Below are 18117 nucleotides of genomic sequence, written 5' to 3'. Positions count from 1 at the left end.
GAACGGAAGTACCCAAAACGAGACAGGACGATGTGGAAGGAAAGGCACTTGCTACAGGACGAGCGGGACGTCCAAACCACTAGTGCACACGCCTCCGAGTGTAACCACGCTTAACTATTGCAACAGAACTCGACGGCTGGCATTCTCAGCAAGGACCGCCGGGGAATTCGGAAACGAGGAGAAAAGAAGATGCAAGCACACGCTACCGCCGTGAGCACCCATGGGAACCGCGCGAGCGATGGCTCCGACAGCGAATTCCTGACCTTCCGACTGGGTGCGGAAAGCTATGGCATCGAGATCCTGAAGGTGCAGGAGATTCGGGGCTACGAGGCGCCCACGGCGATCGCCAACGCGCCGGCTTTCATCAAGGGCGTGATCAACCTCCGCGGCGTCATCGTGCCCATCCTGGACCTCCGGATCAAGTTCCGGCTCAGTGAGGCCAAGTACGACGAGTTCACCGTGGCGATCATCCTCAACGTCGCGGGCCGCGTGGTGGGCGTGGTGGTGGATTCGGTCTCCGACGTGCTCACGCTGGCGGAGGACGCCATCCGTCCGACGCCGGAGTTCGCTTCCGCGACGTTCGACACGAAGTACATCACGGGCCTCGGCACGGTGGACGATCAAATGATCATCCTGCTGGACATCGAGAAGCTCATGACCGGTGCCGACATGGCGCTCGTCGATGGCGCCGTCCATTGACCGCCGGGGGCGACCAGATGCTCACCCGTGCTGACCAGAGCGGCACCGCGCTCGCCGACCTGCGCGAAGTCGACCGTTCCGCGCTCGGATTCTTCCGCCGCTCGACGATCCGTGCCCGACTGACCACTGCGTTCCTTCTGCTCGCCGGCGTGCTGGCCTTGCTGGGCGTCGTCGGGGTGTGGCAACTGCAAGTGCTTGCCGATGCGGCTTTGGCGAATTCGGGTGCCGAGGCCATCCAGGCCGCGACACGCTCGGGGCAGATCGTCGTGGGTGCCATCAGCGGCACGGTCTTCCTGCTCGCCTTTGCGCTTTGCTATCCGCTGACCGTGCATGTGGTGAAGCCGGTGCGTGTCGCTGCTCGCATCGCCACCAGGGTGGCCGCGGGTGACCTGACCGTGCGAGTTCGCACGGGTGGCTCCGACGAGGCTGCTCAATTGATGAAGGCCTTGGCGGACATGACGAGCAACCTGCGCAATGTGCTTGGCAGCGTGGTGCAAGGCGCGCACGCGGTGGCCGAGACCAGTGGCCGAATCGTCAGCGGCAACCAGGACCTGTCGCAACGCACCGAGGAACAGGCGAGCACGCTGGAGGAAACGGCCAGCTCCATGGAGCAGCTGACCAGTACGGTGGCGCAGAACGCCGACAACGCGCGGCAGGCGAGCAAGCTGGCGCTGGATGCATCCGCCGTCGCCCGGCGCGGCGGCGAGGCCGTGGACCAGGTGGTCAACACGATGGATGAGATTTCGGATGCATCGCGAAAGATCACCGAGATCATCAGCGTGATCGACGGCATTGCCTTCCAGACGAACATCCTCGCGCTCAATGCTGCGGTGGAAGCCGCGCGTGCGGGGGAGCAGGGCCGCGGCTTCGCCGTGGTGGCCGCGGAAGTGCGTAGCCTGGCGCAACGCAGCGCGGAGGCAGCCAAGGAAATCAAGACCTTGATCAGTGCCTCTGTGGAAAAGGTGAACATGGGCTCGAGCCTTGTCGACACGGCCGGCCACACCATGGTGGAAGTGGTGCTTTCCGTTGAGAAGGTCAGTGCGCTGATCGCCGAAATCGCCCAGGCAAGCCAGGAGCAAAGCGCAGGGATCGGCCAGGTCAATACGGCGATCGCCCAGATGGAGCGCGTCGTGGAGCGCAATGCCTCGCTCGTGGAGCAGGCCACCGACGCCACCGGCGCCATGAACGCGCAAGCGGAAGCGATGCTGGAACTCACGCGGAGATTCCGGCTGCAGGACGATGCCAAGTCCGCGACGGGTCGCGTGACGCCGGCAGCTTCGTCCCCCCAGCCGGCACGGCCCGTTCACCCGTTGCAGCCCATTCGATTCCAGTCCCCCAGGAGCCAGCCGGCCGTGGCCGTGCGCAAGCCGAGCCGTCCCACGGCGTCGGGCGAATGGACTGCGTTCTGACGCGAGCGGCTCCCCTTCCTCCTCTACGCACCGCGATTTCCCTCTGAAGGCGTGCGGGGCCGTTCGCCTTTCCACCCGTCACCTTCGATTGTTGCCCGCGATGGGCGGACGTGCCCCAGGGCCCGGCGGTGTTGTCCGCTTCGCATCCGTCTCTGATACTTCTTGAAACGTTTGTGACAAAGAAGGAGGGGACGCATGAACGACGAAGCGCAAACCAGGTATGCCCGGAGGCGCCGCACCTTCGCTGCGGCGATCGCAGCAATGTTGATGATGTTCAGCATACCGTCGGGTGCCGCCAACCCCGCCGAGCGCGAGTACGACGAAGCGGTGCGTACTTTCCGCGCAGGCCGCATGTCCCATGCGTTCGGCAAGTTCATCGACCTGGCCAATCGGGGAGATGTCGACTCCGCGCGGATCGCCCTGTTCCTGCATTCCTATGGGCCGGTATTGTTCGGCAAGCAATGGGATGCCGGCGAGCAGGACGTCGCCTACTGGAACATGCTGGTTCGCAACAGCGGCACCTCGGCCCGGCCTCTGCCCGAGTTCGCCCCCACGGTTCTGACACCTTCCAAGGCGAGGAGCCGCGCGGCGCCTGCGAAACCGCGCGCTGTTCCCGACCTGGCGAACGTGGCGAAGAACTGACCGTGGGCGCTGTGTGCTGCGCACAACATGCAATGCCTGGTTCCACTGACGCTGCGCCGACGAAGGGTGTCGCCAGCACCGACGAACTGTATTGCCCACCCAAAACTGTGCGCCCGTCCTCTTGTTACATTGACTGACGATTGCAACAGAACGCCGCCAATGGCATCCTCGAATGCAGTTGTTCGGAAACCGTGCTGTCTGGCGGTCGAGGAGCCCGCAAGCGGGCAGGGAGGCCGGCCCGTGTCCGGCACATCGTTGAGAGCAAAAGGAACAGTGAAATGAAAAGCAAAGTGATGGCCGCCGTCACCATCGGAGCCGCGCTGGCAGTCTCCTCTGTTTTTGCAGCGGAGCGCGTGACGCCCAAGGAAGCCGAAGCCATGGTGCGCAAGGGTGTTACGTATATCAAGGCCACGCCGCGTGACAAGGCGATGGCCGACATCACCGACCCGAAGGGGTCGTTCGTCGACCGCGAGCTCTACCTGACGGTCTACAAGATGGATGGCACTGCGCTGGCGCATGGCGCAAACGCCAAGTTCGTGGGCAAGAACATGATCGAGCTGCGCGACGGCAACGGCAAGGAACACATCCGCGAGCGCATGGAGCTCGCCAAGACCAAGACCTCTTTCTGGCAGGACTTCACCTTCGTGAACCCCGTGAACAAGAAGATGGAACCCAAGCAGATGTACTGCGAGCGCACCGACGACATGCTCGTTGTCTGCGGCGGGGTCTACAAGCCGCTTTGAGGGTCGCGGCGCAGCCGCACCCGACGCATCAAGAGCGGCGCCAGGGAGGTGCCGCTCGTTTCCCAAGAGGCATTCCTTCATGAAGATCTGGCACAAGATTCTGGTCGCCCCCGGGCTGGCGATCATCTTCCTCCTCGGTTTCGGCGCGGTCGCCTATGGAGTCGTCGACCGGCAGAATGCCGCGCTCGAGGACCTCGCGAAGAAGCGGCTGGCGGGCGTGGTCATCGCAACCGATGCCTCGCAGGACCTGAGCGAAGTGCACTCCAACGTGTACCGCCTGTTCACGTGGATCGCCAATCTCAGCGAAGACAAGGTCAAGCAGTCCACCGCGGAACAGAATGCCAAGATCGAAGCCGTCGCGAAATCTTTGACGCAGTTCCGGGCGCAGGCCCATGTGGGCGCGGAAGAGCGCAAGCGCATCGATGTCGTGCTGCCGATGCTGTCGAAGTACCTCAAGCTCGTGGACGACGCGATCGATATCAGCACGATCGACGTGTCCACGGGCGCCATGACGATGCAGGCCGCGGACACGCACTTCGTTGCGATGGTCAAGAACCTGGACGACCTCGTGCAGTTCGAGAAGAAGCTGGCCCAGGACAGCTACGAGTCGGCCGCCGGGTCCGCACGCATCGCCGCACTGCTCCTGATCGCGATCCTGCTGGTGGCCGTCGCGGCTTCCGTGGTGGCCGCGTTGCTCATGAGCCGGGTCATCGTGCGGCCGCTCCATGCCGCGATTCGCACGGCGGACCGCATTGCCCGGGGCGACCTGAGCGCTGACGTCAAGGTGCAGGGCGCTGACGAGACGGCGGACCTGCTGCGCGCGCTGTCGGAAATGACGAACAACCTGCGCCAGCTGGTGGGCGAGGTCGCCGGCGGTGCGCACATGGTCGCCGATACCAGCGCGCAGATCGCCCAGGGCAACCAGGACCTGTCGCAACGCACCGAGGAACAGGCGAGCACGCTGGAGGAAACGGCCAGCTCCATGGAGGAGCTGACGTCCACCGTCTCCCTCAATGCGCAAAACGCGCGCCAGGCAAGCCAGTTGGCAATGAACGCCTCCGATGTCGCTCGCAAGGGTGGGCAGGTGGTCGGCCAGGTTGTGAGCACCATGGCCGGCATCTCGGACTCATCGCGCAGGATCGGCGACATCATCGGAGTGATCGACGGGATCGCTTTCCAGACCAATATCCTGGCTCTGAATGCCGCGGTCGAGGCTGCACGGGCCGGTGAACAGGGACGAGGGTTCGCGGTGGTGGCCGCGGAAGTGCGCAATCTGGCGCAGCGCAGCGCGGCGGCGGCCAAGGAGATCAAGTCCCTGATCGGCGAATCGGTCGAGAAAGTCGATACCGGCGGCAAGCTGGTGGACGCAGCAGGCAAGACGATGGACGAGATCGTCGCGTCGGTGAAGAAGGTCAGCGACCTGATCGCGGAGATCGCCGCGGCCAGCGAAGAGCAGGATGCCGGCATCCAGCAGATCAACACCGCGGTGACTCAGATGGACCAGGTGGTGCAGCAGAACGCCTCGCTGGTCGAGGAGGCGAGCGCGGCGACGGAGTCCATGAAGTCACAGGCAGGCTCGCTGCTGCAGATGGTGTCGCGCTTCAAGCTGGCCGAGGACGAAGCCGAGTACGCGCCCATGATGCCGGCGGCTTCACGTGATCGCGCCGGTGCGACCGAAGCCGCCTTCCTCCAGCCCATCCAGGTGAAGTCTTCCGGTGCCAGGCTGCAGACCGCTGTCGCTGGCGGGCACGGTGCGCCCAAGGGCGCCGGAGCAGAATGGAAAGAGTTTTAAGGCCAATGCTCGCAAGCGCAGGCCTGCGCGCGACGGGCACGTCTGCGGACCCGTTCGTTGCATGCGACGCCGCACTGCTGCTGAACGAGCGCGACTTCGGCACGATCCGCAAGATCATTGCGGACTACGCAGGCATCAAGCTCAGTCCCCAGAAGCGCAACATGGTCTACAACCGGCTGCTGCGCCGCCTGAGGGCGCGCGGCCTGTCCAGCTTTAGCGACTACCTGGAGTTGGTGCAGCGGGAAGGCTCCGACGAGCGCGAGCCATTCGTCAATGCGCTGACCACGAATCTCACCGCATTCTTCCGCGAGCCGCACCATTTCGAATTGCTGCTGGCACATGCCCGCCAGCGCGCCGGCAAGCGTGGCGCGCCGCTTCGCTGCTGGTCCAGTGCCTGCTCCACGGGCGAGGAAGCCTGGTCGATTGCCATGGTGCTGCGAGAAGCGGAGTGTGCCGGCGAGGTGCTGGGCACCGACATCGACACCGACGTCCTGAATACGGCGCAAGCGGGCGTCTATCGCTCAGAGCGGGCAGCCGCCCTGGCACCCGAGCGCCTGCGCCGGCACTTCCTTCGTGGAACGGGCGACAACGACGGGCTGGTCAGCGTGCGGTCCGAATTGCGCAGCCTGGTGCGCTTCGGCCAGTTGAACCTGCAATCCCCCGCGTGGCCGGCGCTGGAGCGCTTCGACGTGATCTTCTGTCGCAACGTGGTGATCTACTTCGACCGCGAATACCAGAAGAAGCTGCTCGGCCGGTTTGCCGACCTCCTGGTGCCGGGAGGACTGCTCATGGTGGGCCATTCCGAAAGCTTTCCCGCCGCCCATCCGGGCTTCCGTTCCTGCGGGCGTACCGCCTACGAGCGCGTGGGCGCATAGGGAAAGGGCGTTGGTGGAGTCCTCGGTCCCCCTGCAGTACTTCGACCGGGAATTCCGGGTCGATGCCGTCAAGATCCTTCCGGGCCAGTACCACGCCGCCCGCAAGGGCGCCATCACCACGGTGCTGGGCTCCTGCGTTTCCACGTGCCTGTGGGACCCGGTGGAGCGCATCGGCGGGATGAACCATTTCATGCTGCCCGGAGACACCGCGAGCCAAGGATCGCCGTGGGCCGCCTCCGCGCGGTTCGGCGTGTACGCGATGGAGGTGCTGATCAATGAAATGATCCACCTCGGCGCCGACCGCCGGCGCATGGTTGCCAAGGTGTTCGGCGGCGCCCAGTTGCTTGCGGGCTTCGACCGCCTCGACGTGGGCGCGAAGAACTCCGAGTTCGTCCTTGACTTCCTCAAGGTGGAAGGCATACGCCTGCTCGCCCAGGACCTGCTCGACGTGTGTCCCCGCAAGGTGCACTTCTTCGTCGACAGCGGCAAGGTGCAGGTGAAGCGGCTGAGCCTCACGCCCAGCGAGCCGGTCCAGCGCCGGGAGCGTGAGTACCTACAGCGCATCGGCGGCGAACGCGGCGGTGACGTCGAGATCTTTTCCTCGCCCCGATGATCCGCGTCCTGGTCGTCGACGATTCCGCCGTCATGCGCGCCTTTCTCGGCCGCGTGATCGGCGCGCAGCCGGACATGGAACTGCTGGGCGCGTCGCCCGATCCACTGCTCGCCATCGATCGCATCCGGCGCAACCCACCGGACGTGATCACGCTGGATGTCGAGATGCCGCGAATGAATGGCCTGGACTTCCTGCGAAACCTGATGGCCGTACGCCCGCTGCCGGTGATCATGATTTCGTCGCTGACCCGCCAGGGTGCCGAAACGACCATGCGCGCGCTGGAGTTGGGCGCCGTCGACTTCTTTCCCAAGCCGGACACGTTCGACGGGCTGGAGGGCATCGCCCAGGAGATCGCCGAAAAGATCCGCGCCGCAGCGGGGGCGCGCATCACGCGCCGGCGGCCTGCAGCGGCTCCGCCTGCGCCTCCGATCCCCAAGTCGAACTTCGCTCCGCTCCACCCGTCCGCACCCGCGCCGGGTGGAGCATGGAGCCGCGTGATCGGCATCGGCGCGTCCACCGGCGGGGTCGAAGCCCTGCGCGATGTCCTGATGCCCTTGCCTTCGCACATGCCGCCGATCCTCATCGCGCAGCACATGCCTCCCGGCTTCACCGAGACCTTTGCCCGCCGCCTCGACACGCTGTGCCGCATCCACGTCAAGCAGGCGGAGGACAACGAGACCGTGCGCGGCGGCGTGGCCTACATCGCACCTGGCGGGCGCCACCTCATGCTGATGCGGCGCGGTGCCGGTTACTACCTGCGCGTCACGGAAGATCCGCCAGTGAACCGCCATAGGCCTTCGGTGGACACGCTGTTCCGCTCGATCGCTCGAACTGCGGGCACGCGCGCCGTTGGGGTGATGTTGACCGGCATGGGAGGCGATGGCGCCGACGCCATGCTGGAGCTGTGCCAAGGTGGCGCCTACACCTTGGCACAGGACGAGGCCAGCTGCGTCGTCTTCGGCATGCCGCGCCAGGCGATCGCCGCCGGCGGCGTGCGAGAAGTGATCACGCTCGCGGACATCCCCGCGCGGCTCGAGGCGCTCGCGGTCGCCTGACAGGTCCCCCAACTGGAGGAGCTCGCGACCGCTCTCGGTGCGTTGAGCGGAGATGAGCACGCCCGCGCCCGGCTACAGGACCAGCGCCTTTGCAGCGTCACTGCCCGGCATCGTGCTCGGCGCCGCCTTGCAACTGCAGCAACCGCAGCTCTGGGCGCTCTGGACGTACGCCGCGGGCACGGCGGCCGCGGCCATCGTCCTGGTGGTTCTCTGGCATGTCGCATGCCCGGTTCGATTGCGCTCGTTCCTGGTCTTTGCCGCGGCCTGCCTGCTTTCGGCCGGCGCAACGGGCTGGCGCGCGTCTGCCTATGCAGGGAGCGGGTTGGAAGCGTCGCTGGAGGGACGCGACCTCGTGCTCACCGGCATCGTCGCGGCCTTGCCGCACCGAGGCGAGACAGGTATCCGCTTCCGCTTCGAGCCAGAGTCGGCGCGCCTGGGGGGGAAGGAGGTGCGGGTGCCGCCGCAACTCCTGTTGGGTTGGTATGGCGGCCCCGAAACCGGTGCCGAGGGCATCTTGTCGCCGCAGCGGCAACCAGCCGATCTGCGTCCTGGCGAGCGCTGGCAATTCAACGCGCGGCTGAAAGCGCCCCACGGCCAGGTCAACCCGCACGGGTTCGATTACGAGCTGTGGCTCTGGGAGCAGGGTGTCCAGGCGACCGGCTCGATCCGTGCCGGACCGCGCGACCCGCCACCGCAGCGGCTCGCCACCAGCTGGCGGCACCCGATGGAACTGGCGCGGCACGGCGTCCGGGCGGCCATCGAGGTGCAGGTGACCGATCCGCGGCTGGCGGGTGTGCTGGCGGCCCTGGTGGTGGGAGACCAGGGCGCAATCGAGCGCGCCGACTGGGACGTGTTCCGGGCCACGGGGGTCGCCCACCTCATGAGCATCTCGGGCCTGCACGTCACGATGTTCGCCTGGCTGGCGGCGGCCGGTGTCGTGCGGCTGTGGCGGCGCAGCGCTCGTCTTTGCCTGGCCTGGCCGGCACAGCACGCCGGGGTTGCAGGCGGCATCCTGTTGGCGGCGGCGTATGCTCTGTTCAGCGGCTGGGGCGTCCCGGCCCAGCGCACGGTGCTGATGCTGGCCACCGTCGGGGCGCTGCGGCTCGGCGCGCGCTCCTGGCCGTGGCCGTGGGTATGGCTGGCCGCGTGTGCGGTGGTCGTCGCCTCCGATCCCTGGGCGCTCACCCAGGCTGGTTTCTGGCTCAGCTTCGTGGCCGTCGGTGTGCTGTTTGCAAGCGGACCCAGCCGCGAGGCGTTGCCCGCCGCCGAAAGGCCGCGGCTGGCGGGCCGCGTCGCCGAGGCCGTGCGCGGGCTCGTACGCGAGCAGGCGATCGTGACGGTGGCACTGACGCCGCTTTCCCTGCTGTTGTTCGGCCAGGTGTCCCTCGTGGGGCTCCTGGCCAACCTGCTCGCCATTCCCTGGGTCACGCTGGTGGTGACGCCGCTGGGCCTTGCGGGGGTGGCGTTCACGCCCCTGTGGGGGCTGGCCGCCGGAGCAGTGGATGGGCTGGCCGTGTTGCTGCGGTGGCTGGCGGAGTGGCCGATGGCGACCTGGTCGGCGCCTGCCCCACCGCTCTGGGCGGCGGCCGTGGGCGTTGCCGGTGGGGTGCTGCTGGCCATGCGCCTGCCGTTGGCTGCGCGCCTGCTGGGCGTGCCGCTGATGCTGCCCGTGCTGTTGTGGCAGCCCGAACGGCCTTCCCCTGGTGAGTTCGAGCTGCTTGCCGCCGACGTGGGCCAGGGCAATGCGGTGCTGGTGCGCACGGCCGGCCACACCCTGGTGTACGACGCGGGACCCCTCTACAGCCGCGAAACCGACGCGGGCCAGCGGGTCCTGGTGCCGCTGCTGCGCGCGTTCGACGAGCGGGTGGACGTGCTGGTGCTGAGCCACCGCGATGCGGACCACACCGGCGGCGCCGTGGCCGTGCTGCGCATGCAATCGCAGGCCCGCCTCGTCAGCTCCATCGAAGCATCGCATCCCCTGCAGGCCCTCCGGCCGGTGGAACGCTGCATGGCGGGGCAGGCCTGGGAGTGGGACGGTGTTCGCTTCGAGATCCTGCACCCCCAGCCCGAGGCCTACGCTGCACCCGCGCGGCCGAACTCGCTGAGTTGCGTGCTGCGCGTGGGCAATGGCCGGGTCCATGCCCTGCTGGCCGGCGACATCGAGAAGCCGCAGGAAGCGACGCTCTCCGACACGCCGGCGGCCCTCCAGGCCGACTGGCTGCTGGTGCCCCACCACGGCAGCCGGACCTCCTCCAGCGCCGTCTTCCTGGACGCCGTTCGCCCCGCCATCGCGCTGGCGCAGTCCGGCTATCGCAACCGCTTCGGCCATCCGGCCCCCGACGTGGTGCAGCGCTACGTCGAGCGCGGCATCTCCCTGTCGGTGTCGCCCACCTGTGGTGCGCTCACCTGGCGGTCGGCGCTGCCCTCGGCGGTACGCTGCGAGCGGGAAGCGGCGCCACGCTATTGGCACCACGGTGCGCCGGCACCGGGCCGAAATGGTGCATGAGGACGCCCTGCCGGCGCCCAACCATGGCCGGGAACTTGCTATCCTGTCTTCCGAGCCATCGCACAGAGGATCATGCTGAAATTCGACGAGATGTTCGCACTGCTGCCCGGGAACGGATCGGTGCAGTTCCAGAGCCAGTCGCTCGGATCAATGTCTCAGACGCAGGTCCAGGGCGTGCGCGACCATTACCGCACCTACGCCGACTGGCTCGGTCGCCAGCCCCAGGAAATGATGCGCGCCCGCCGGGAAGAGGCGGAGATGATCTTCCGCCGCGTGGGCATCACCTTCGCCGTCTATGGCGCCAAGGACGAGGACGGCTCGGGCACCGAACGGCTGATTCCGTTCGACCTGATTCCCCGCATCATCCCCGCCTCCGAATGGCGGCAGATGGAAAAAGGGCTGGTCCAGCGGGTGACGGCCCTCAACCGCTTCATCCACGACGTCTACCACGAGCAGGAGATCTTCAAGGCCGGCATCGTGCCCCTGGCGCAGATCACGGGCAACGCGCAGTTCCGCCAGGAGATGGTGGGCGTCAACGTTCCCAACAACATCTATTCGCACGTGTCCGGCATCGACATCGTGCGAGCGCCCAACGCCAAGGGGGACGCCGAGTACTACGTGCTCGAGGACAACCTGCGCGTCCCCAGCGGCGTGAGCTACATGCTGGAAGACCGCAAGATGATGATGCGGCTGTTCCCGGACCTGTTCAGCGCCTACCGGGTCGCGCCGGTCATGCACTACCCCGACCTGCTGCTGGAAACGCTGCGGGCCTCGGCGCCGGCCACCACCGACGATCCCACCGTGGTCGTGCTCACCCCGGGCATGTACAACAGCGCCTACTTCGAGCACGCCTTCCTGGCCCAGCAGATGGGCGTCGAGCTGGTGGAAGGCCAGGACCTGTTCGTGCGCGACAACTTCGTGTACATGCGGACCACGCGGGGCCCGCGCCGCGTGGACGTGATCTACCGTCGCGTCGACGACGATTTCCTGGACCCGCAGGCCTTCCGCCCGCAATCGACGCTGGGCTGCGCCGGCCTGCTGAATGTCTACCGCGCCGGCAACGTCTCGCTGTGCAACGCCATCGGCACCGGCGTGGCGGACGACAAGTCCATCTACCCCTACGTGCCGAAGATGATCGAGTTCTACCTCGGGGAGAAGCCGATCCTGTCCAACGTGCCGACCTACATGTGCCGCAACCCGGACGACCTCAAGTACGTGCTGGCGAACCTGAAGGAGCTCGTGGTGAAGGAGGTGCACGGCGCCGGCGGCTACGGCATGCTGGTGGGACCGGCGGCGACGCAGCAGGAGATCGAGGATTTCCGCAGGCAGCTGCAGGCGAAGCCCGAGGGCTACATCGCGCAGCCGACGCTGTCGCTGTCCAGCTGCCCCACCTATGTGGACAAGGGCATCGCGCCGCGCCACATCGACCTGCGTCCCTTCGTGCTCTCCGGCAAGGACGTGCAGATGGTGCCGGGCGGCCTGACCCGCGTCGCGCTGAAGGAGGGATCGCTGGTGGTCAACTCCTCCCAGGGGGGCGGCACCAAGGACACCTGGATTCTCGAAATCTGAAGCTGACGGAGAAACTGCGAACATGCTCTCGCGCACCGCCGACCACCTCTTCTGGATGGCGCGCTACACCGAACGGGCGGAGAACACCGCCCGCATGCTGGACGTCAATTACCAGACGTCGCTGCTGCCCCAGTCTGCCGCCGTCTCCAAGGTGGGCTGGCAGGGCATGCTGTCCATCAGCGAGCTGATGCCCGCCTACCAGGCCAAGCACGGCGAGGTCGAACCGCAGCGGGTCATGCAGTTCATGGTGCGCGACGAGAGCAATCCGTCCTCGATCGTGTCGTGCCTGCGCGCGGCGCGGGAGAATGCGCGCGCGGTGCGGGGCTCGCTGACCACGGAGGTGTGGGAAACGCAGAACCAGACCTGGCTGGAAGTCAACCGCATGCTGCGCACCGGCGACTTCGAGCGCGACCCCGGCCAGTTCTTCGAATGGGTGAAGTTCCGCTCTCACCTGTCGCGTGGCGTGACGGTGGGCACCATGCTGATGGACGAAGCGCTTTACTTCATGCGCCTGGGCACCTTCCTCGAGCGCGCGGACAACACGGCGCGGCTGGTCGACGTGAAATTCCATGCCGTGCAGAGCGACTTCTTCGGCGCCGCCAGCGAGAAGGACCAGGAGTACGACTTCTACCATTGGAGCTCGATCCTGCGCAGCGTCTCCGGCTTCGAGATCTACCGGAAGGTCTACCGCGACGTGATCAAGCCGGAACGCGTGGCGGACCTGCTGATCCTGCGGGCGGACATGCCCCGCTCGCTGCACGCGAGCATGAACGAAGTGGTGCACAACGTCTCCATGGTGGCCAACGACCAGTCCTCGGAGACGGCGCGCCGCGCAGGCAAGCTGCGCGCGGAGCTTCAATACGGCGACATCGAGGAGATCCTGGCCACGGGCCTGCACGCCTTCCTCACGCAGTTCCTCGACCGCGTGAACGACCTCGGCGCCCGGATCAGCCGCGACTTCCTGATCCCGACCTAGGGTCAAACGAGCGCGGCCTGCAGCCAGGCCACCGCCGCCCGCTCGTCGTCGAACACGCGCACGTTGGTGCCGCTGCGCCGCGCGGCCTTCTCGCTCATGCGCGTCACGCGCTCCGGCAGGACCAGCGACGCGATCTTGCCCATGTGCGACAGGCTGGCCGCCGCCTCCTCGCCGATGCGGTAGTGGTCCAGCAGCGTGAAGACGGTCCGGACCGATCGCAGGTCGACGAGCACCCGGTCTTCGTTCCAGGTCTCGCTCTCCACCCCCAGCAGGTGGATCATCGACAGCAGTTCTTCGATGGCGAGTTGGCCGCTGACCGTGATCCGCACGAAGTGCAGTTCCTGGTCGATCGCGACATCGAAGTTCATGGCCCCGTCAATGTGCCAAAGCCGAGGCTGAGCGGGCGCAAACGTTTCCCGCTTGCAGCGACACCAGCAGGGTTGTTACCGGAGTAACTCCAGTCGAGCTGCGCGCGCCGGGGCGCACGCAGGCGAGACTTTCATCCGGCTGCGAGTACGGCCAGCGCCCCTGCCAGGTTCTCGCGGGCGCGATGCTCCAGCGCGTCATGGAAGGCTGCGGTGGCGTAGATGCGCGGGCGCGCCAGGAAGCCTGACAGCACCTGGGCCCGCCCCTTGCGGTAGTCGGCCTCCGGCACGTGCGCATACTCGGCGCGGATCTGGTTTCCGTACTCGGCGAATCGCGCAGGCGCGGCACCCAGGATCGCCAGGTCGATGTCCAGCAAGAGCTGCGTGTCGGCGTCCCCCGAGGCCGCTTCGTGGTCGCGGGTGGCCAGCACCAGGGACTGCACGCGCTGGGCGACATCTTCTGCGCAGCCCGCCGCCAGGATGCTGCGCCACGCCCATTCCGCGCTGCGCTCTTCGTTGTCGGCGCGGCGCGGGTCATACACGGCGTCGTGGAACCAGAGCGCGAGTTCCACTTCCGCCGGGCGCCGGGCGAGCGAGGCCGCCGCCTCGCAATGCGCCAGGCATTCGCGCAGGTGCTGCAGCGTGTGGTAGTGGCGATGCCGCTCGCTGTAGGCAGCCACCAGCTGGTTGAACACACCGCCGTCGATGGTGTGGGCGCCAAGCTCCGTCCAGATCCGACGCCAGGAGTCGCCGCTGACCGTCATGGGTTGCGTGCCGTGGTGCGCGACAAGGCTTCCTTCACCTCGCGCCCCAGCTCGATCACGGCCATCGCGTAGTAGCTGGACCAGTTGTAGCGCGTGATCACGTAGAAGTTCTCGGTGCCCGCGACGTAGCTGGGAGGGTCGCCTCCGTTCTGCAGTTCGACCAGCGCGAGGGGCCCCTTGTGCTGCAGCGCATCGCCTTCGAGGACCGCGCCCTTCTCCTGGAGGCGGGCCGCGGTGAAGGTCGGAAGGATGTCGGGAGCGAGCAGGCCTTCGAGGTCGAGCTTCGCCGGATCGAAGCCCACGGGGTAGTGGGTGGGCATGCCCGGCGTCCAGCCGTAGCCCTTGAAATAACTGGCCACCGAACCGATCACGTCGTCGGTGCTGTTGGCCAGGTCGACCTTCTTGTCGCCGTCGTAGTCCACGCCCCAGCGAGCCAGGCTGCTGGGCATGAACTGCGGCATGCCCCAGGCGCCCGCATAGCTGCCCCGGGGCTGCAGCGGATTGGTGCGCTCCGCCTTGTGGAAGGCGAGGAACTGCTCCAGTTCGTTGCGGAAGTACTGGGTGCGTTCCGCAGCGCGGGGGTGGCTGGAAGGGAAGTCGAAAGCGAGCGTGGCCAGCGCGTCGATCACGCGGAAGTCGCCCATCTGCTGCCCGTAGATCGTTTCGACGCCGACGATGCCGACGATGATGTCCGCGGGCACACCGAACTCCTGTTCGGCCCGCTCCAGCGTCTTGCGGTTGTCGTTCCAGAACCGCACGCCCGCATTGATGCGCGTGGCATCGATGAAGCGGCTGCGGTAGACCCGCCAGTTCTTGGGTTGGCTGGCCGGCGGAGGCTGCATCAGCCGGCTCACGACCGCCAGGTTGCGGGCCTGTCCGACCATGCGGCGCACCCAGGCCGGATCGAGGTCGCGCTTGGCCGCCATCTCCTCGGCGAATTCCATCGCGTCCTCGCGCTCCGCATAGGGCGGGCCGTTGCGCTGCACCGCCGGCTTTGCGCGCGGGGAAACGCGAGGCTTCACCTTGGCCGGCGGCGAAGCCTCGGACGGGGACGCGCTCTCCTGCCCCAGGACAGCGGGCGACCAGGCGAGCAGCAGGGCGAGCAGGACAGGAAGGAAGGGCATCAACGGGGCCAGGATAGCTGGTGGAACTCGCGCCGGAGCGCGCCCAGGCTGCTGGCGGGGGGCCGGGCGTACCGCTGGGCCTCCAGCCTGAGCAACCAGTCCGCCAATTCTTGCGCATCCGCACCGAAACGCGTGCTCACCAATTGTGCAATCTCTCGAGGAGGCGAGGTGAACCCGACCTCCAGGCCGGCCTGGCCCAGCCGCCGGCGCGTGCGCGCGAGCAGGCGCAGCCATGGATCGTGCTGCAGTCGGTCCCACCAGCTCCACGCGGCGCCCGCGAGGGCCACGATGACGACCACGCCGAGCAGCAGCCGGCTCAGGTCCTCCCAGCTCGGCGAGCTGAAACCCAGGTTGCGCAGCAGGTCGAGCTGGCGACTCTGGGTGTAGTTCAGGATCCACTGGTTCCAGCTGTTGTTCATCGCCTCCCACGCCGAGCGCAGCACCGCCGACAGGTTGGGCGTGACGGTGTCCATGGCCGCCCCCAGCACCCCGCGCGGCGCCAGCAGGCGCTGGAAGCTGCCCGTGCGGCCCGGCGCCACCGCGGAAGTGGGGTCGACCCGGACCCAGCCGCGCCCCTCCAGGAACACTTCGGTCCAGGCGTGGGCGTCGCTCTGCCGCACCACCCAATAGCCATCCATCGCGTTCAGTTCGCCGCCCTGGTAGCCGGTGACCACGCGCGCCGGGATGTTCATCGCGCGCACCAGCACCGCGAACGCGGAGGCGATGTGCTCGCAGAAACCCTCCTTGCGGTCGAACCAGAATTCGTCGGCCGTGTGCTGGCCGTACACGCCGGGATCGAGCGTGTACCGGTAGCCGCCGGTGCGAAGGAGCTGCAGCGCGGCCTGCACCAGCGCTCCCGCGTCGGCGCCAGGGTGATCGCGCCGCAACTGCGCGGCGAGTTCCAGGGTGCGCGGGTTGTAGCCCGGCGGCAGCTGCGCGTACTCGGGCAGCACGAGCAGGCTCCGCGGCGGGCCATGGCGGAACACCACATGGCTGACGGCGCGGTAGCGCAGCAGGTCCACCACCGGGCGCGAGGCGATCCACTGCAGCTCGCTGGTCATTGCCGCCTGCAGCTCGGGAGCTTCGGGCGGCTGGAGGGCGGCGTCCAGCGTGAGCAGCCAGGGCCGGTTGTTCGCCTCCATCGTCACTTCGTAGCGGACCGGTGCGCCGAGACCCCGCAGCTGCGGGTCCATCAGGTGGGGCGGAGGAAAGCGCGAACCCAGGCGCGGCAGCAGCGGGCGCCATTGGCGGCCGTCGAAGTCGCTCAGCACCGGCCCGCGGAAGTACAGGTCGCTTTGCGGAGGAGGGCTTCCCTCGAAGCGCACCCGCATCGCGATGCTTTCGTCCAGCGCGAGATGGGCGAGCGTTCCGACCTCCATCTGCGCCGACAGGCCACTGCGGCCGGACATCGCGTCGCCGGGGATGCCCCACAGCGGCGCGAAGCGCGGGAACAGCAGGAACAGAACCGCCATCACCGGCGCGCCCAGCAGCGTCATCCCCCCGGCGATGCGCGCGGATTTCAGCAACGCGGGGCGCCCCACGGGCATGTGCGCATTGACCAGTGCCGTCAGCAGGCCCAGCAGGCCCACCAGCATGGCGGCGGCCACGGCGAGGGACTGGGAGAAGAAGAAATTGGTGAGCATCGCGAAGAAGCCCAGGAAGAACACGACGAACGCGTCGCGCCTTGCCCGCAGTTCCAGCGTCTTCAGCGCCAGTAGCGCCACGATCAGCGTGACGCCGGCGTCACGCCCCAGCAGGGTGCGGTGCGTGGCCCAGGTGCCGAGCAGCGCCAGCGCCAGCAGCACGGCGAGCCACGCGCGTCCCGGCAGCGGCTGGCCCAGCACCGCCAGCGCGCCGCGCCAGGCCAGGATCACTGCCGCAAGCAGCGAGCACCACCACGGCAGGTGGTTCACGTGCGGCAGCACGATCCAGCCGATCACCAGCAGCAGGAACAGCGTGTCACGGCCGTCGCGCGGCAACGTGGCGATGCGGCGGGGAAGGAGCCTCAGCACAGTGCCAGCGCCTCCAGGCAACGGCGCTTGTGGACCTCGCCCGAGCCGGCCGCGATACGCTGTCCGGGCAGTCGCAGGCCATAGTCCTGCCCCAGCTTGTCCGCTTGCAGCACCCACGCCGTCAGCCGCGACAGGCGCGCCTCCCGTTCAAGCTGCCCGCATCGCTCGTAGTCCAGCCACAGCTCCATGCGCTGTGCCTGCAGCGTATCGCGGCTGACCAGCTCATTCGACTTGGCCGCCTTCTTCCACACCACCAGTTTCAACGGATCGCCCCGGCGGTACGGGCGCACGCCCTCGAACTCGCCGGTGTTCTGCAGGCGGTTGACGGCCGCGCCGCCAGACCGCGGTTCGCCCGGCGGCAGCGGCGGCGGCTGCGGCTCGGGGGTGGGATAGACGAGCACCTGCGCCGCCGGGCGCCACACGGTCCAGACGCGGAACGTACCCAGCGGGAAACGGGTCTCCGCCGTGAGCGGGGGCACGCGGTGGAGGCCGCGACGCTCCGGCCGGAAAGCGACCTGGATCGTGCAACCGCCCTGGGCGGGCACGTCGGTCCAGGTCCAATGGTCCTCGTGCGTAGCGTCCAGCACCGCCAGCCCGATGCCGTGGCGCTCGCTGCGGCGCGCATTGGTCAGCACCACGGACAGCGGCGTGCTCGCGCCGGCGAACTGCGGCGCGGGCGTCAGCAGGCTCATGGTCAGGCCGCGCAGGGTGGCGTGGCACACGTGCATGCCCACCACGGCGCACCCGGCCAGCAGGAAGGTGAGCAGGTAGCCCAGGTTCAGCTGGTAGTTGATGGAGCCGACCAGGAGCACCAGCAGTGTCGCGCCCAGCATGAAGCCGGCGCGCGTGGGCAGGATGTAGACGTTGCGCTGCGTCAGCGTCATCGTGTCGGTGAGCGGCAGCCGTGCCTGCCACCAGCGGCGGAAGCGGCTGCGCGCGAACGCGACGGGTTGCAGCAAGGTGGTGCTCACGC

16 protein-coding genes are annotated in these 18117 nt (G+C 67.6%); 11 read left to right on the top strand and 5 right to left on the bottom strand.

Annotated elements, in window-relative coordinates; all coding sequences use genetic code 11:
• Positions 1-189: 189 nt before the first annotated feature.
• The 11 genes from AC1DSA_RS19095 (at position 190) to AC1DSA_RS19045 (ending at position 12879) form a co-directional block, all read left to right on the top strand.
• A complete protein-coding gene (locus AC1DSA_RS19095) occupies positions 190-699 on the top strand; it encodes a chemotaxis protein CheW (protein WP_477892080.1) in 510 nt (169 codons plus the stop codon).
• Positions 696-2108 (top strand): methyl-accepting chemotaxis protein, encoded by a 1413-nt coding sequence (locus AC1DSA_RS19090; RefSeq protein WP_477892078.1) that lies wholly within the window; start codon positions 696-698, stop codon positions 2106-2108. The genes AC1DSA_RS19095 and AC1DSA_RS19090 overlap by 4 nt, the downstream gene beginning before the upstream one ends.
• 195 nt (positions 2109-2303) lie before the next feature.
• On the top strand, positions 2304-2750 hold the full coding sequence (locus AC1DSA_RS19085; protein WP_477892076.1) for a hypothetical protein: 447 nt from the start codon (positions 2304-2306) through the stop codon (positions 2748-2750).
• A gap of 140 nt (positions 2751-2890) precedes the next feature.
• Entirely contained in the window at positions 2891-3493 is a 603-nt protein-coding gene (locus AC1DSA_RS19080; protein WP_477892074.1) for a cache domain-containing protein, read from the top strand.
• A 79-nt stretch (positions 3494-3572) separates the two neighbouring features.
• A complete protein-coding gene (locus AC1DSA_RS19075) occupies positions 3573-5285 on the top strand; it encodes a methyl-accepting chemotaxis protein (RefSeq protein ID WP_477892072.1) in 1713 nt (570 codons plus the stop codon).
• A gap of 5 nt (positions 5286-5290) precedes the next feature.
• Entirely contained in the window at positions 5291-6160 is an 870-nt protein-coding gene (locus tag AC1DSA_RS19070) for a CheR family methyltransferase (protein ID WP_477892070.1), read from the top strand.
• Between the two features lie 13 nt (positions 6161-6173).
• Positions 6174-6773 (top strand): chemoreceptor glutamine deamidase CheD, encoded by a 600-nt coding sequence (cheD, locus tag AC1DSA_RS19065; protein WP_477892068.1) that lies wholly within the window; start codon positions 6174-6176, stop codon positions 6771-6773.
• The gene (locus AC1DSA_RS19060; protein ID WP_477892066.1) at positions 6770-7828 is read left to right on the top strand and encodes a protein-glutamate methylesterase/protein-glutamine glutaminase; all 1059 of its coding nucleotides are present in this window, start codon (positions 6770-6772) and stop codon (positions 7826-7828) included. Before cheD ends, AC1DSA_RS19060 begins: the two co-directional genes overlap by 4 nt.
• 52 nt (positions 7829-7880) lie before the next feature.
• Positions 7881-10334 carry a DNA internalization-related competence protein ComEC/Rec2 gene (locus tag AC1DSA_RS19055; protein ID WP_477892064.1) on the top strand — a complete coding sequence of 818 codons (2454 nt, stop codon included), beginning with the start codon at positions 7881-7883 and terminating at the stop codon, positions 10332-10334.
• Between the two features lie 72 nt (positions 10335-10406).
• On the top strand, positions 10407-11903 hold the full coding sequence (locus AC1DSA_RS19050) for a circularly permuted type 2 ATP-grasp protein (protein ID WP_477892062.1): 1497 nt from the start codon (positions 10407-10409) through the stop codon (positions 11901-11903).
• Positions 11904-11925: 22 nt separating this feature from the next.
• Complete coding sequence (locus AC1DSA_RS19045; RefSeq protein WP_477892060.1) at positions 11926-12879, top strand: alpha-E domain-containing protein; 954 nt, start codon at positions 11926-11928, stop codon at positions 12877-12879.
• 2 nt (positions 12880-12881) lie between these two features.
• Here the strand turns inward: AC1DSA_RS19045 and AC1DSA_RS19040 are convergent, their stop codons facing one another.
• From AC1DSA_RS19040 to AC1DSA_RS19020, 5 genes are all read right to left on the bottom strand, one after another.
• Positions 12882-13247, bottom strand: coding sequence for a SpoIIAA family protein (locus AC1DSA_RS19040; protein WP_477892058.1), 366 nt, complete (start codon positions 13245-13247; stop codon positions 12882-12884).
• 131 nt (positions 13248-13378) lie between these two features.
• The gene (locus AC1DSA_RS19035; RefSeq protein ID WP_477892056.1) at positions 13379-14008 is read right to left on the bottom strand and encodes an HD domain-containing protein; all 630 of its coding nucleotides are present in this window, start codon (positions 14006-14008) and stop codon (positions 13379-13381) included.
• Entirely contained in the window at positions 14005-15132 is a 1128-nt protein-coding gene (mltB, locus tag AC1DSA_RS19030; RefSeq protein ID WP_477892054.1) for a lytic murein transglycosylase B, read from the bottom strand. Before mltB ends, AC1DSA_RS19035 begins: the two co-directional genes overlap by 4 nt.
• Positions 15132-17144 (bottom strand): transglutaminase TgpA family protein, encoded by a 2013-nt coding sequence (locus AC1DSA_RS19025; protein ID WP_477892052.1) that lies wholly within the window; start codon positions 17142-17144, stop codon positions 15132-15134. The genes mltB and AC1DSA_RS19025 overlap by 1 nt, the downstream gene beginning before the upstream one ends.
• The gene (locus AC1DSA_RS19020; RefSeq protein WP_477892050.1) at positions 17138-18115 is read right to left on the bottom strand and encodes a DUF58 domain-containing protein; all 978 of its coding nucleotides are present in this window, start codon (positions 18113-18115) and stop codon (positions 17138-17140) included. Before AC1DSA_RS19020 ends, AC1DSA_RS19025 begins: the two co-directional genes overlap by 7 nt.
• Positions 18116-18117 lie beyond the last annotated feature (2 nt).

The organism is Ramlibacter sp. P4_H7 (assembly GCF_056400765.1).
This window is presented reverse-complemented; position numbering and strand designations above follow the sequence as displayed.